This is a genomic window from Photobacterium satsumensis (genome assembly GCF_050336935.1).
In the GTDB taxonomy this organism is placed as follows: Bacteria; Pseudomonadota; Gammaproteobacteria; order Enterobacterales; family Vibrionaceae; genus Photobacterium; species Photobacterium satsumensis.
The window spans coordinates 1387204-1401779 of record NZ_JAKJSK010000006.1 but is presented as its reverse complement, the minus strand read 5'-3'; the positions used below and the strand labels follow the sequence as shown (position 1 = coordinate 1401779).

12 protein-coding genes are annotated in these 14576 nt (G+C 44.8%); 9 read left to right on the top strand and 3 right to left on the bottom strand.

Features of this window, described 5'->3' with window-relative positions:
- Positions 1–18 precede the first annotated feature (18 nt).
- The 3 genes from L4D79_RS06535 (at position 19) to L4D79_RS06525 (ending at position 2549) form a co-directional block, all read left to right on the top strand.
- Positions 19–399 (top strand): hypothetical protein, encoded by a 381-nt coding sequence (locus L4D79_RS06535; protein WP_428648970.1) that lies wholly within the window; start codon positions 19–21, stop codon positions 397–399.
- Positions 396–1883, top strand: a complete 1488-nt coding sequence (locus L4D79_RS06530; RefSeq protein ID WP_428648967.1) for an LruC domain-containing protein — start codon at positions 396–398, stop codon at positions 1881–1883. Before L4D79_RS06535 ends, L4D79_RS06530 begins: the two co-directional genes overlap by 4 nt.
- Positions 1884–2027: 144 nt before the next feature.
- Positions 2028–2549 carry a DUF2058 domain-containing protein gene (locus L4D79_RS06525; protein ID WP_255041852.1) on the top strand — a complete coding sequence of 174 codons (522 nt, stop codon included), beginning with the start codon at positions 2028–2030 and terminating at the stop codon, positions 2547–2549.
- Positions 2550–2610: 61 nt separating this feature from the next.
- On the opposite strand, the gene L4D79_RS06520 is transcribed toward L4D79_RS06525, so the two are convergent.
- Together L4D79_RS06520 and L4D79_RS06515 are read right to left on the bottom strand one after the other, a co-directional pair.
- Complete coding sequence (locus tag L4D79_RS06520) at positions 2611–3528, bottom strand: alpha/beta hydrolase (RefSeq protein ID WP_428648963.1); 918 nt, start codon at positions 3526–3528, stop codon at positions 2611–2613.
- Positions 3479–4450, bottom strand: a complete 972-nt coding sequence (locus L4D79_RS06515) for a LysR family transcriptional regulator (protein ID WP_428648961.1) — start codon at positions 4448–4450, stop codon at positions 3479–3481. The genes L4D79_RS06520 and L4D79_RS06515 overlap by 50 nt, the downstream gene beginning before the upstream one ends.
- Before the next feature lie 280 nt (positions 4451–4730).
- On the opposite strand from L4D79_RS06515, the gene fabG reads away from it, so the two are divergent.
- The 5 genes from fabG (at position 4731) to L4D79_RS06490 (ending at position 10782) form a co-directional block, all read left to right on the top strand.
- The gene (gene fabG, locus L4D79_RS06510; RefSeq protein ID WP_428648959.1) at positions 4731–5465 is read left to right on the top strand and encodes a 3-oxoacyl-ACP reductase FabG; all 735 of its coding nucleotides are present in this window, start codon (positions 4731–4733) and stop codon (positions 5463–5465) included.
- A 228-nt stretch (positions 5466–5693) separates the two neighbouring features.
- The gene (locus L4D79_RS06505) at positions 5694–7016 is read left to right on the top strand and encodes a serine/threonine protein kinase (protein ID WP_428648956.1); all 1323 of its coding nucleotides are present in this window, start codon (positions 5694–5696) and stop codon (positions 7014–7016) included.
- A gap of 50 nt (positions 7017–7066) precedes the next feature.
- On the top strand, positions 7067–8503 hold the full coding sequence (locus L4D79_RS06500; RefSeq protein WP_428651720.1) for a chromosome partitioning protein ParA: 1437 nt from the start codon (positions 7067–7069) through the stop codon (positions 8501–8503).
- The gene (locus L4D79_RS06495) at positions 8503–9075 is read left to right on the top strand and encodes a sigma-70 family RNA polymerase sigma factor (protein ID WP_428648953.1); all 573 of its coding nucleotides are present in this window, start codon (positions 8503–8505) and stop codon (positions 9073–9075) included. Before L4D79_RS06500 ends, L4D79_RS06495 begins: the two co-directional genes overlap by 1 nt.
- Positions 9076–9081: 6 nt before the next feature.
- Positions 9082–10782: a hypothetical protein gene (locus L4D79_RS06490; protein WP_428648951.1), complete on the top strand. Its 1701-nt coding sequence runs from the start codon at positions 9082–9084 to the stop codon at positions 10780–10782.
- A gap of 60 nt (positions 10783–10842) precedes the next feature.
- Here the strand turns inward: L4D79_RS06490 and L4D79_RS06485 are convergent, their stop codons facing one another.
- Positions 10843–11703: a hypothetical protein gene (locus L4D79_RS06485; protein ID WP_428648948.1), complete on the bottom strand. Its 861-nt coding sequence runs from the start codon at positions 11701–11703 to the stop codon at positions 10843–10845.
- A 245-nt stretch (positions 11704–11948) separates the two neighbouring features.
- Here L4D79_RS06485 and L4D79_RS06480 point away from each other — a divergent pair, with 245 nt between their 5' ends.
- Positions 11949–14264, top strand: coding sequence for a hypothetical protein (locus L4D79_RS06480; RefSeq protein WP_428648946.1), 2316 nt, complete (start codon positions 11949–11951; stop codon positions 14262–14264).
- Positions 14265–14576: the final 312 nt, after the last annotated feature.

Below are 14576 nucleotides of genomic sequence, written 5' to 3'. Positions count from 1 at the left end.
TTTAAGGGGTGAAATATCATGAAGCATTGCTATTACTTGTTAGCTTTATTATTACTGGTTGGATGTGGAGGAGGAGAGGGTGGTTCGGCATCACAGCCTCAACCTGAAAGACCGACTACAACCTTGCTAGGCGAAAATACGGTGCCTGCCGATGCAAGGTTTCAGCAGTTTGAAAACTATTTATTTGAAATAAACCCTTCTGATTTTAATTTCTCTGGTAACAGGCTGTACCTTAAGGTTTATCTGTCTTCCGGCAGCATTTTGTTTCTCGGTAAAATTGATAAGCAGACACTTTTTGCTTTCCCGATTTCGATCCCCCTGAAGGACAAAGCAGTCAGATTCGATTTGTTTAGTGACTTTATTGGTGATGACGCGGTGACAGGGGAGGTGACTTTATGATTAAGCCAGTATTGGTATTTGTTGTGATAATGCTGACAACCTTATCTGAAGGAATCGCTGCAGAGCAGTCTATCTTGCTCAAAGATACGGTGTCTACACAGGGCAGTGGCAACATCGATTTGTTTAAGGCCAGACAGCAAAAGAACAATCCAACGGCAGCAATGTTGGAAGCGATAAGGGTAGAGAACAGTAATGCCATAGTGCTTGCCGTTGATGTCAATGAAGCCGCGAACGGCACAGAAAAAGCCTCTAGCCAAGGGGTTGCAGTAGAGTCCGTTACTTTGACTGTGGTGACTGGAGGAAATACCTTTACCTTCACCGATTTTTCTACGCCAACTCAGTCTCTCTTAGCGAAGTCTGGCGAAACAGAACGCTCACTCTTCTATACCTTGATAGGAAGGACTGGATCTTCTTCATTGACGCCAAATAGCGGTTGGCAAGGCACTTCATTTGACGCCGTGTTGACGATTCCGGTGAGTATCTCACTTGAGAGTGCGACTTCAGTCGTCGTTGATATCACTTTCTTGGAAACCAATACCGCTTTGGGTGATCCTGAAGCATTTTATGATTTTACCGCCGGTCCCGAAGATCTCGCTTTGCTGAGTCAGCTTGATGCAACCACATTGGCTCAAGAAGCCCCTGGACAAGATGAAGCTCCTCTGGTGATCACACAAAATCAAATTGAAAATGATACCGACTCATGGGTATATTTTCCTTCATCAGTTGAGTACTACGTTGCTGCCTATGAGGATAACTACCCAGTAAAAAGTGACTATGACTTTAATGATTTGGTCGTGGGTTATCGTGTCGGTTATGGGATGACTGGTCAGCAAGTGACCTCGCTGATTATCTATGGTTACATGATTGCGAGGGGGTCAGGCTTTACACATGATTGGCATTTGCATATTGGCCTACCCGACACGGCATCTGGTACAGGGACCCTGAATTTATTCAAGCCAGACTCTACCGAGCAAGAAAGTGGTTTCCCGCAGACGTTCTCGTTGACGGGGAGCTTTGACAAGCGCTTGTTACAGGGGACAAAGTCTTTGATGAATAACCCTAGTTCTGAATTTGCCAATACAGAAACCAATATTGATTTGGTAAAAGGGCACAAATTCAGTGTAGCGTTTGATTTTGATACACCGATTGAGCTTTCAAGTATTGCCTTGCCCCCCTATGATCCCTACCTCTATGTGCAAAACACCGGTTATGAAATTCACTTACCTGAATACGCTTCCCGGTTAGGCAGTTCAGTTAATAACGCAGAAGTTGCTGGTGGGTTTAAAAATGAACAGGGGTATCCTTTTGCTATTATTATCCCGGAAGATTGGGAGCCGCCACTCGAGCGAGAAGACTTAGGAGGGGCCTACACTACCTTCTTGGGCTTTGTCACCAGTAATGGTGAACAAGAGGATTCTTGGTACACAGCACCATCACAGAACAAGATTAAATCAATAGGTAAAGCTTTCTGGAAATGGGACTAGCACAATCTATCGCCTTGTAAATCGCCCAATGACTTGACCTAAATCTTATTGCACAGGGATAATATGGCAAACCAATAGGCTAGGGCTTTATTTTGGCTTATTGGTTTACCTGTTTAATTTAAGATTGCCCGTGACGGAGTCGATATGGCGAAACTATCCCTTCAAGAGCAGATGCTAAAAGCTGGTCTCATTGATAAGAAAAAACTAAAGAAAGCGGGCAAACAGTCCAAAAAATCCCGTACACTGCGCAACGAAGCTAAAGCGGCAGTAGAAGCTAACAAGGCTGCCCAGTTGGAGCAGGATCAAGAGCTGAACCGTCAAAAGCAGGCAGAAGCCGACAAGAAAGCGATCACATCTCAAGTCAAGCAATTGATTGAAATGAACAAAATTGATATTGCGGATGGAGACATCGGCTATAACTTTACCGATGGCACATTGGTTAAGAAAATTTATGTTAATAAGCAGACACAAGATCAGCTTGTCAGCGGTCGTTTGGCGATTGCACGTTACCTAGAAAGCTACGCAGTGATCCCGGGTGTTGTGGCCGATAAAATCAGCCAGCGTGATGAAGAAAGCATTATTGTGAACAATACGTCTTCAGAACAAGAGATTGATGAAGACGATCCGTATGCCGATTTCCAGATCCCTGATGATCTAATGTGGTAAACCGCCACCTGTAACATTGTCAAAGCCCAGCACTGCTGGGCTTTTTATTACCTGCCAAAAATCATGGATTGAGGAACTCACCAATATAGCGATAGGTTGTATCGCAGCTCTCCGGGACAAGATTTTCCAAATTGAGAAAAGCATGCGTCATGTTGTCGAGGTGATGGTGCGTGCACAGGATCCCTAGTATCTGTAACCGCTCGAAATACCTTTTACCCTCATCTTGTATCGGATCAAAACCTGCCGTTATGAGCATGGTTGCTGGATGGTTACTGGGTAACGGCCCAAACAGCGGTGAAGCCTCTCGGCGGTTTCCTACCTGCTGGAAATATTGATCGAAATACCATTGGATCTTTGTCGTCTCCAAGATATAGCCTTCGCGGTAATCAACTAAAGAGTCACTGGAAAAGGTGTAATCGAGGCTGGGATATATCAAGACTAACTGGTTGATGCTATCTGGGTGACGTTGGGCAAGCGTTGTTGCCAATGCCCCCCCTGCAGAGTCACCGGCAATCGATATAGTCGGCTGGAAAGCGATAGGTTGTCTTGTCAGCGTACTTACTATCTCCTCAAGGCTCATAATACAGTCAACGAGGCCTCTTGGATAAGGATGCTCGGGGGATAGCCGGTAATCAACTGTGACGACGATGTGGTGGCTGTGATGGGCAAGGCGACGACTTATCGGGTCGTAAACCTCGATACTGCCACACATATGGCCGCCTCCATGGAAGAATAATAATATCGGTAATTTATTGCCCGGAGACGGGTGGTAAATACGGCAAGGAATTGAAGTCCCATGGATATGTGTATCGATGACTTGCTCGATGTCGACTGGGGTTGTGACAAACTGCTCCGTGATGCTCGACAGCCCTGCTCTGGCCATTTCAGGCGTAGGAGGGATCCCCAGCACCTTTGCCTGTGCTAGGGCATCATTGAATTGTTTTAGCCATACCTGCAGGCTTGTTGGCATGTCGGCCATGCGAGTTTCCTTGTCGCTTCAGTAGTTCAATTTCGGGAACGCGTTCAATGAGATAATCTTTGAAATTGGCACAACGCGCTGGCATATACTTACGGGGTTTGAAATAGAGGTTAAGCTCAAACTGGCTGCTGACGTAATTTTCTAATACAGGCTGCAAGGTTTTTTTATCTAGCTCGTTGGCAATCAAGCTGTGTGGTAAATAGGCGATTCCTCCACCATGCACGGCAATATTCTTGAGAATTTCACTGTCATCGGCCTCCACGGTCTGTGTGATCTCGACAGTGGAGTATTCTCCATCCAACTCGAAAATCCAGCGATTGCCACCCACTAATGTACTGGCATACAGACAGCGGTGGTGTTTGAGATCATCGGGGATAATGGGTTTGCCGTTTTTTTTAATATAGGCCGGGGAGCAACACGCCATTAATGGTTCCCGCAGAAGTGAGCGCTTAACCAGCAGGCTATCTTTGTCTTGAAAACCTCGGTAGGTGGCATTGGCTCGTATCGCAAAGTCTACATCATGGACATGATCGACCTCGAAGGCCGTTTCAAGTACCACAAAGTTAATTGATGGGTGGAGCAGCAGGTACTCGCCGATGATTTGGCTCAGATAGTGCTTGGCAAATAGCGGGGTACTGGCAATTTTAATGGTGCCTTTGTCTTCACTGCTCATGTTCTGGACTTCATTGAACACATCGTCAATTTGGGTATATAGCAAGCTGAATCTGTCGAATAGTCGTTGTCCGGCTTGGGTTGGGGTGATTTTACGCGTTGTACGCTTAAGTAAGCTGACCCCCATTTTTTCTTCCAACTCATTAAGCCACCGACTGGCAGCGGAAGGTGAGATATTGTTGTGCTTTGCCGCTTCGCTGATCGAGCCGGTTCTCACAACGTGAAGAAAGAAGACAACCTTGTCCAACATGAGTGCACCCTAAAATCCATTTACCCTCATACAGTTATAGCAAGAAAAAACAACAAAATGATGAATAAATGCTATGGGTGGCAATGATCACGGTATGTTGAGGGTATATCGTCATATTAGCAAAGCTGATTTGCATTAATGTGAGTAATCTATTGGGGTGAATCTTCTAAAATACCAGAATACAGTGAGTTGTGTTGCCCGTCACAACTGCAGGCACTCGCTAATACCAGTTCTAACCGTTTTTAACTCAACAGTTTGGTATTCATATAGGGGAATTAAAATGCTAAATAACAAAGTGTGTATAGTGACAGGGGGTGCCCAAGGGATTGGCCGCTGCATCGTCGAAACCTTTGCTAAGAATGATGCAATTCAGGTGTATGCGTGTGATATGAATGCAGCCGCCATGACGGACTTAGAAGCCAAGTATCCTAACGTTACAGCCATTGAGCTGAATGTGTGTGATCGAGAGAATATTGCAAATTTCGTTAAAAAAGTGAAATCAGAGCACGGTAAGATCGATGTGCTCGTTAATAACGCCGGTGTGACACGGGACAACCTGATTGAAAAAATGACAGAGGAAGATTGGGACTTGGTTTCCGATGTTAACTTAAAGGGGGTCTTCAATATGACCCAAGCCATTGCGCCTGTTATGGTTGAAGGTGGCTCTGGCTCGATCATCACCATGTCTTCAGTGGTGGGAACCGACGGTAATATTGGCCAGTCAAACTACGCGGCAACCAAAGGTGGTGTCATAGCCATGACGAAGAGTTGGTCGAAGGAGTTTTCTCGTAAAGGGGCCCAAGTCAGGGCCAACTGTATTGCCCCTGGATTCATTGAAACACCCATGACGGTTGGACTACCTGAAAAAGTGTTGGATTTCATGAGGCATAAAACGCCGTTAGGCCGAATGGGCAAACCGCAAGATATAGCCAATGGGGCCTTGTTCCTAGCAAGTGATAACTCAGCATTCATTACCGGTCAAACATTGAAGATTGATGGCGGGCTAGTTATTTAAAACTATCGTTTCGTCATTATTTTGACGGCTGCTTTGGCAGCCGTTTTTTATTGAACACTGGTTCATTAGTTATGGTTAGCTAAATTTACTTATACCGAATGCAATATTAATTATAAGTTTTTTATATTGTGATAATTATATCGAAAGCCCCTAAAGAATACCTTTACAAGCATATTGTGACTTTAGTAGATTACACGCCATATTTATACATAGAATAAAAAGAAAACAGTGCAATCAAGCTCAACAGCCACAGAGATATTTTATCAACTCCTCGACGCTAATGATGAGGAAAAGAATTTTATTCTGTCCCAAATAGCGAGTGAAAACGCCAAGGTTTATAACGAGCTTCAACAACTACTTGAAGCTAGCGATAAGCAGCATTTAACATCAATTCTTGGTTTTAACGCTCAGCATGCGATGGGGTCTGAGCTCGATTTTTCGGGGCAGATAGTAGATAAATATCAGATTACTCATGAGCTTGGTCGAGGTGGTATAGGGGTTGTTTATGCCGCTCACCGGGCGGATGAAACATTTGAACAGCAGCTAGCGATAAAATTTATCCAGCCGCAATTAACCCAAATTTTGGGTAAGCGTGCTTTATTTTCTGAAGCGCAATTATTGGCTCGATTGAATCACCCTTGTATTGCCAAAGTTTTTGATGGTGGTGAGCATCAGGGCTGCGTTTATATCGTGATGGAATGCGTTGAAGGCGAAACATTAGACAGATATGTTCAGAAAAACTTATTGCCTGTCGCCAATAAATTAAAGCTATTTAAAAATATTTGCTTAGCAATTGAGCATGCTCATCAAAATCATATACTTCATGCGGATATAAAGCCTGAAAATATTTTGGTTGATAGCCAGCGACAACCTAAACTGCTCGACTTCAATTTAACCCAAGTAATCAACAATAACGCGGGTAAAAAGGAAAGTGAACTTGTGGCTTTCAGCCGGGAATTTGCAAGCCCTGAGCAGCAGTGCGGAGGGTTCCTTACCCAGCAGAGTGATATTTACTCTTTGGGTAAAGTGCTGTTGTTTTTATTTCCTCAGTCACCAGCTGATATCAAAGCGATCATTGAAAAGGCTACCCAAAGCGAGCCCGAACAAAGGTACAGCGGTATGAGCGAGCTGCGTAATGACGTAGAAAACATCTTAGCTAACCGCCCCGTTTCAATGAAGCAGGGCATGCCACTGTATTGTATGGGCAAGTTTATTCAGCGTCGCCCTGTCCCGTTCATGTCTGGGATTTTACTGATAGTGACAGTAGGGGTGTTTACAGCCACTTTGGCCGTTCAAAATCAGCGGTTGGTGGCTGAAAAAACCATTGCTGAAAACATGATGTATGAAGTGACTAGCATGATGTTTCATTCAAAAGGCAGTGATCAAGCCCTGATGTCGGTTGGTGCGATGCTGGATATATCCCGCCGTCGAATTTTATCCAACCCTGATCTTCCGAAGCACATCAAGCAAAAGCTCTTAATGATTATGATGACGCCAACACCGGATAAACACGAGATGGAACTGACGAGCAAGCGAAAGCCAGAACAATAATAACAATGTAAAGATGCAAATTTTAAGGAAGAAAAGTGATTAAATTATCGATGTTGGCTGGTCTCGCTATTGTTACTGTGTCTACCATGTTTACTGAATCTGTTTATGCTGCCGAACCGCATACGGGGTACTTCATTGATGCGCCTGTGACAGGACTATTCTACGTTACAAGCTCCGATATAAAGGGCTTTACCAATAAAGGAGCGTTTCAATACCAACCCGGCGATGTGGTGAGCTTCTTTTTGGGAAACAATGAGAAAGGCTTATTACTCACTAAACTCTCTGGCCAACAGGTGATTACGCCAACACTCTCTTCAACCAGCCCAAGCCGAAGTACTAACTTAACGCGGTTGCTACTTTCTTTGGACAGCACCCCACAAGACCGAGAGGAGATCTTATTGCTGAGCGATATGTTGGCTGACCCCAAGTTCCAGCAGCAGTTACGTCAGCTTGATTTGAATATCATCGACAGTATTAAAGATACCATTGATATTGATTGGGTTTCTGCCGAGGAAGCGGTGGAGCATCTTAATCAAAGCCAGCAGTACATTGAGTCCCATTTTACTTCTGATGAGGTCGTTTATTCACCGCTTAACAAGCGCTTTCGTAACATAGTGATTAAGAAAAAGGACCCACAGGGTAGAGCGTGTTTGGTGGATTTACGTTATATCGACCGAGCTAACTACAATACACCGATCGGTGAACTCGATTATAAAATTACACCATCTCATTTAATCCAGTACCCCAGTACCGGAGACTATTTCCGTAATTGCTATCTTGACCGTTCAAAGGGGCGAGAAGCGGTACTTGAAGAACCGATCGCGCTTTTTGTTAACTTCAAGGGACTGGTGGGTTGCAGTATTCAAGGTTGTACTCGCAACGATTTAAACGGATTTGCGATTGATGATCACGATGATGAAGGAGATTGGAAGTACCGAACGATGGCGATCAACTTCGATCCCACGACCGAGCTGCTGATGGAGAAAGTACAGGGACTAGGGCCGAAAGATGAGGTCCGCCATGCTAATCGGGGTGAGATGCTCTGGTTTACCTATCCTGAAGAGTTGGGGCATCAGATTCCCGTTGAAGGAATATGGAAGCAGACTACGTATATCGATTCCGATATAAAGCAGCGTTGTTTGAGAGTTGATGGCAACCAGGTTTGGTTGGGGCCTGAAGGGGCCGAGGACTGCCCTAAGCAACGCGCTGAGTATACCCAAAATGTGACTGCGGAATTTGCGGATATGTGGTGGCTGAATAATCCATCTGCGAAAGCAGAGCTGGCACAGATGAACGTGATGGTTCGTTGGTATCCGGCAGGGCAGCCCCCAAGATATACCACATGGGAGTACTTGCCTGCTGGAAAGGGGTGGGATCAGGGGATCCTATATCGTTTCCAGCAAACCATTACACGTCATCAGGATGGTTCGGATCAGATCCAAGCCTATGCGATATCAGAATTTAAGAAAGTGTTCGGAGAGATCTAATGCAACCAGGAAGCTCAGAAATCACGGAGATCATTCAACAATGGCAGGCTGGAGATAAGCAAGCAGAAAGCCAACTGTACCAGTTTGCTTATTTGCAACTGCGTACTATTGCCAAGCAGGAAAGGGATCGCAGTGCGGAGAAATATGGCCTTGAGAATGATGTCTTGATAGATAGCGTCAACAGCACGACAGCACTGGTTCATGACGCCTATTTAAAACTGTCGAATACCGATATGGCGGATGTTGATAGTAAGCGAGAGTTTTACCTGATGGCCGCTAAAGTAATGCGCCAGATCTTGATAGACAATGCGAGGTCGCTGCAGGCGCAAAAACGCCAGCAACTGACTATGTTGCCTGAGTCTAACGAGGACAAATTCGAGCAGTTTATGATTATGGATAAAGCGATTGAGCGCTTTAGTGTGCGCTACCCACGTCAGTCAAATGCGCTTAAGCTGAAGTACTTAATGGGGATGCGTACTCAAGAAATCAGTGACTTGCTTGAATGCAGCGCAAGCCTGATTGAGAAAGACCTGAAGTTCTCCCGCTGCTGGCTTCAGTCTCGGATGGCATAATCAAAGATGAAATCGGTGGTATCAAAAGTTGCGGTCAGCGTAATGCTGGCAGCAAGTGGCTGGTGGCTGTACCAAACACCGGCCGTTGCGTTTTTTGGCCTAGAGCCAACAGTTAATGAATTGCCCAAAAATTCTGCCTCGTACTCCTTGTTAGGCCCGACTAACTTTCCGGGAATCTCTGCTAGCGATAAGACCATAGCTGGCATTGTTGAAGTGGGTGCCAGTAAGCAGCAGGTCGATACCGAGCAATCACAAATTGATCAACATAGGCTGTATGAAAATAGACCGCAGATCGGGCAACAACCCCTTTCATCCAATGAATGGCAGCCGGAAAGTGGCGCACAGGAAATACAATCAGCAACTCCTTTGCCTACACCTGCTTTGAATATCTCAGCCTTGAGTGCAGAGGCTGGAAATCGCGCAGGGGTTTATGAGGCAAGCAATATAGAGGTAAGGTCGGAGGATGTTAACCTTGAAGCGGCAGGTGGCAACCATAAGCCGCGTGTTAACCCCGAGGTAGTTAAGCAATTGCAGGCAATCGTCAACCAATGGACCTTTTCACAAGACGTGCCAGCACGCTATAGCTTGTCGCTAAATGGTCTGTTTACTGATCCTGAAGGGGATGCTCTGACCCAGCAAGCCAGCATTAACGTTGCTGGATTAGAGGTCAGTGGCCACAATAGGCTAATGATCCAGGGGATACCGCAATCTCCCGTGTCCACGCCAGTGCTACGATTGGCGGCAAGGGATGATTACCACGGTACCAGCCAAGCAGCATGGGCAAATGTCAGTCTCTCGCTGCCTGCGGTTGAGCCGCGAACCGACGAGTTGCTCCATCCCTTAGAGGGAGAGACGTTATATCGGCTTGAAACGACTCAACTGTTAGCCGGGGTTTATTATAACTATGAGGTTGTGTATTGCGAAGCGTGGCGATTTATTGATGGTATCGCCTATTTTGCGGCATCGGAAAGCCGAACACAGTGCCCATTGGATGCCCAGTTGCGGGAGATTGGCTACTACAACCTTGCAGATAATAATGACTTACTCCTCAGTAGTAATGCAGAAGGTATGCGGCTGCAACGTTGGGAGTTGAAAAAGGAGTACCCATCAGCATTGCAGCCAGGGGTAACTAACTTTTTTACCACTGTTTATGGCCATGCCGGTAACGAAACATACACCTTGCAGGAGAGCAAAAGTGCGATGGAAGCAAGGTTGAATGTCAGGACCGGTGAATATGTGTATCAAATGAGAGAGTTTGATTACCTTTATCCGCAAGCCAACGGACAATATGTCTTGGGACAAGTTGGAAACTATATTTATGATCGCAGCGTGATGGATGATCCATACGTTGTAATGGATTCCGATTTGAATATGCAATCTTGGCTGACTGATTTGTCTTGTGCACAACTACTTCCTTATTGGCAGAGCAATACGTTAGCGGGTCAAGGTGAAACCGGGGACATTGTGTCTATGTCTGATAATCCTTGGGGCGAAAATATGGATCCTATTCAATGTGGAGAAACGAAGCATCCTGATTGGCAGAAGGAATATTTATACATGGGGCTGCACTATAATGACTATGACAAATTTGTTCCGGGTGAAATTTATAGTTATGTATTGAAGCCAAAGCCTGAGTTTTCCCATATAGTCGAGGAAATAAAGCTTAACTTGCATTATCACGAGCCTTGGCCGTGGCCTCACAAATAACAATAAATCATCAAATACAATGGCTTGGGCGGTCGAAGGTCGCTCAAGCTGTGCGCTTTGTTAAAAATGCCACAATGCCTGAATACCGGTATTGAAGCTGTAGGTTTCGGCATCGGGTAAGATAGCTAGTCCTTGTTTTTCTTCCCCTTGATTGTCAATGAAACTGACAGGCTCTGGGTCTGATTCAAAACGTTTTTCATATCCCGCCATGACATACCAGCCCAAGTGCAATCCAGGTATAACTTCATAGCTTAGCGTGCCCTCTAGCGACGTGCGGAAGCCAAGGTCATCAAAGGTTGTATCTACAAACTTGGTATTTTCCGTCTTGCTCCAAATAGGAACGCCAATTATCCAGCGACCGCTGAGCTTCCATCTGTTGTCACTAAACAGGGTGCCATTATCATAGGCTACACCTGCATCAATGAAGATATCCGTTGATTTCTCTTCCCAGGTATCTCCTTTTCGGAATACTGGGTTTTCATATCCATTAAGCCCCTCAAGACCATACCGTTTGTAAGATTGGTAAGTGAGTGATGGCCCTGCCACAATTCGCCATTGTGGTGTCCACTTATAATGAAGCAAGATATTGGTAGAAGTCTTGAGGTATTCAAATTGGTTTTTCTGATATGCCTGTCCTGTCTTTCCGTGCCAAGTTTCGGTTGAACTGATAGGCGAAAAAGTTGCCAGTGCATCAATCGAGAAATCAAATTTTTCGTTGATGTGATAAAGACCCCCGGTATTTAGCATCGGGCTAGATGCTGAAACATCCGAGTTTGCTACCCCTTGGCCTGAGTAAGACTCTTTATAAGTGATATTCTCAACACCTACCGTTATATAGGAATAACCATCTTTATCACTGGCAAACGATGGAATCGCCAGCGAAATGGCTGGGAAGAAACCAAGCCAATACCAATTACGCATTATTTTTTGTCCATGACGGAATGTTGGCCGAGGATATTAACGGACAGATTTTATTTTCCAACCTTTGCAACGCAAAAAAACAAAAATAAATTTTACGGTTTTTTTTTTGTTTTTCGTTTCTTGAAAGAAAGAAGTAAAGCCATGAAAATGCAGACCTTTCCTTGTACTGCCAATGATTTACAGGGAAGCGTGTTTATAAAACAAAATGACAAAAGTTTAATCATATCCATCAAGGGACGTTATTCATGAAAAAGGTTACTTTACTTGCGGCATCTGTTGCTATTGCCTTAACTGGTTGTGGTGGTGGCTCTGATAGTAATTCAAACACAGGCGGTAATACGGGCAATCCGGATATTCCTGCACCGGGTGGTGCAGTCGTTATTACCGGCTTTGACGGCTATTTTAAAAATGCTGTACTTTTTGTTGATACTAACAATAACGGTGTTTGGGATAAATCTGAAAACGCCCTTGGTGTAACTGACGGTGATGGGCAAGTTGAGCTAAAAGAAAAACCAGAGGGCGTACTTGCTCTGCAAACGGTTGTTCCAAACAGTGCCATGCAAGAGCGCTTAATTGCCATAAACCCTAAAGAATATGCAGGCGCTTACACGGTTGATATGGACCACCCTTCTCAGCCAATGGCGCATGAGCTAGTGTTCCGTGCCCCAAATTCGTCTGATGTTATTTCGCCAATCACCGACTTGGTCGCGATTGAAATGGCGAAAGATAGCTCTAAAACTGAAGAAGAAGCCAAGCAAATTGTCAGCGAAGCGCTTGGTGAGAGTTCTGTTGATGCTTTGTATACCGATTTTGTCAAAGGTGAAGATGCGGATGCTAAGCTGCACAAAACAGCTCAGATCCTGACAGAGTCAAAAGCCGCTAACACCAGCTATGAAGCTAAGGCGATTGATTTTGCTAAGCAGGCTGACACCATTGTAGATGAGATGGTCGAAAACGGTGAAGATATTACCGATGAGGACATCAAGCCTGTAATTAAAGATGAAAACCCTGAAGGTGATACCTTAGAACCCGTTGTTATCACCAACAGCAAGCTGATTGTTGATAAGGGTGTGTTTGATCAGACGGAAGCGGGTATCCCTAGCCTAAAGGAAAATGATAACTTCAGCGGTGTAACATTGGACATTGCAGGTTTGTTTACAGATACCGATCAGACTGAAGCTATTGTTCCTAAGCTACAGCACAGCCTTGATGGCACTGGTATCGAAGTTAAGCTATCTGTAGACGGCAAACAGCTTATTCTTGAGCCTGCTAACCCAGTAACGCAGCCGGGTAATTACACAATCACGCTGACTGCGGATGACATTAATTCAGATAATGCACAGGTTGGTACGTCTAGCGCTGTGTTCAAAGTTGAAGTTGCGGCGAACAATCTAGCGCCAGAAGTCAATGAAGCTGAACAGGTTGCGCTGCAAGCAGAAGTCGATGCTTGGTATCTTCAGCAGGGTGAGGTCTTCGAGCAATCACTAAGTGTGTCTAACTTGTTCTCGGATAAAGACGGCAGCATTAAAGGCTACGAGGTTAGTGATCTTAAAGTCTCTGGCCTGACTGCCAAAGTGGAAAGCGGCAGTGTGGTTATTGCGGGTACACCAAAAGAGCAATATGCCGCAGGCCAAACATTCAAGGTGACTGCAACAGATGACCGTGGTGCGACAAATTACGTTCAGTTTACCCTTCCGGAAGTTAAAGAAGGTGTAACACCACCCCCAGCTTCGCATCCTCTGGAAGACCAAACATGGTATGTACTAGAGCATGGTAGCGATGATGGTAACGATAATGATGACCTAGATTACAGCCGTGTATGGTGTGATTCTTACCGTTTTGCAGATGGTCTAGTTTATTGGGGCGGCCGCAGTATTGAGAACAAAGATCAGTGTTCTGAAGCAACGATCCTAGAGGAAGGTGCTAGCTACCGTATCGAGAATGAGCAATTTATTGTGACTTTCCCGAGTGAAGAAAAACCAGGGCAAACCGAAGAGTATCTATACTCGATTGCTCATGATGCTGACTACCTTTCCCAAGGCGCGAAAGTCGTTCTGTTCTCAGATCTTAACCAAACCGAAGGTGAGCGTTACTCGTGGTATAGCGATAAGCTCGATGCTGAAGCGCGTTTGAACATTCAGTCAGATGCCGGTTCAACCGGTCGCGACTTCCCAATGTATGTCCCTGCGAGCAAGGATGAAACATACGCAGAGGGTCAAGTTAGCCTGCAGATGACTAATATTGATGGTCAAAGCAAAGTGAGTATTTTCATCGATACGGCTGATGATCAGACTTTCTCTTGTGAAGACCTGAGTGAATTCTACAGTAGCTTCTATGTCTCAGCTGACAGCATTGAAGGAAACTATGCCTTCGCAAATATGCAGTGGGGATGCTGGGATGAAGAGTCACCACAAGGTGCTTCTATGGGCATTGAGTTGCCGAACGGATTTGTTGATGGTGAGAAATACAGCATTATAGGTGCAGTAAAAGACAGCCAAACTAAGTACATCGAAGCTATCAAGTTCAACATGGTGTGGACTGGCGAAGGCAACAACGACTAATTATAACGGTTTAGTTATTAATAAAGGTCCCCTGCTTAACGGCAGGGGATTTTTTTGTCTCTCATTTATTAATGAACCTATTTATTAACAGAGCTATTTATTAACAGAGCTATTTATTAATGAGTTTGTTAATTTCCAAGTGATAGATTTTTCGATAAGCATAGGATTTCCTCGGGATCTTTAAGATCTAAGTCACTATTGCTGCTAGAAAAAAGATATAAGATGTTTGGTGAAACGTTAATTTTAAATTAAAAAGGAGTGACGTATTAATTGATAAATTAGTCAGGGAACTTTACTAACAAATTAGAACGT

Coding starts and splice junctions, on each gene's coding strand:
- L4D79_RS06535 (WP_428648970.1), top strand. CDS start 19: ATGAAGCATTGCTATTACTTGTTAGCTTTATTATTACTGGTTGGATGT.
- L4D79_RS06530 (WP_428648967.1), top strand. CDS start 396: ATGATTAAGCCAGTATTGGTATTTGTTGTGATAATGCTGACAACCTTA.
- L4D79_RS06525 (WP_255041852.1), top strand. CDS start 2,028: ATGGCGAAACTATCCCTTCAAGAGCAGATGCTAAAAGCTGGTCTCATT.
- L4D79_RS06520 (WP_428648963.1), bottom strand. CDS start 3,528: ATGGCCGACATGCCAACAAGCCTGCAGGTATGGCTAAAACAATTCAAT.
- L4D79_RS06515 (WP_428648961.1), bottom strand. CDS start 4,450: ATGTTGGACAAGGTTGTCTTCTTTCTTCACGTTGTGAGAACCGGCTCG.
- fabG (WP_428648959.1), top strand. CDS start 4,731: ATGCTAAATAACAAAGTGTGTATAGTGACAGGGGGTGCCCAAGGGATT.
- L4D79_RS06500 (WP_428651720.1), top strand. CDS start 7,067: ATGTTGGCTGGTCTCGCTATTGTTACTGTGTCTACCATGTTTACTGAA.
- L4D79_RS06495 (WP_428648953.1), top strand. CDS start 8,503: ATGCAACCAGGAAGCTCAGAAATCACGGAGATCATTCAACAATGGCAG.
- L4D79_RS06490 (WP_428648951.1), top strand. CDS start 9,082: ATGAAATCGGTGGTATCAAAAGTTGCGGTCAGCGTAATGCTGGCAGCA.
- L4D79_RS06485 (WP_428648948.1), bottom strand. CDS start 11,703: ATGCGTAATTGGTATTGGCTTGGTTTCTTCCCAGCCATTTCGCTGGCG.
- L4D79_RS06480 (WP_428648946.1), top strand. CDS start 11,949: ATGAAAAAGGTTACTTTACTTGCGGCATCTGTTGCTATTGCCTTAACT.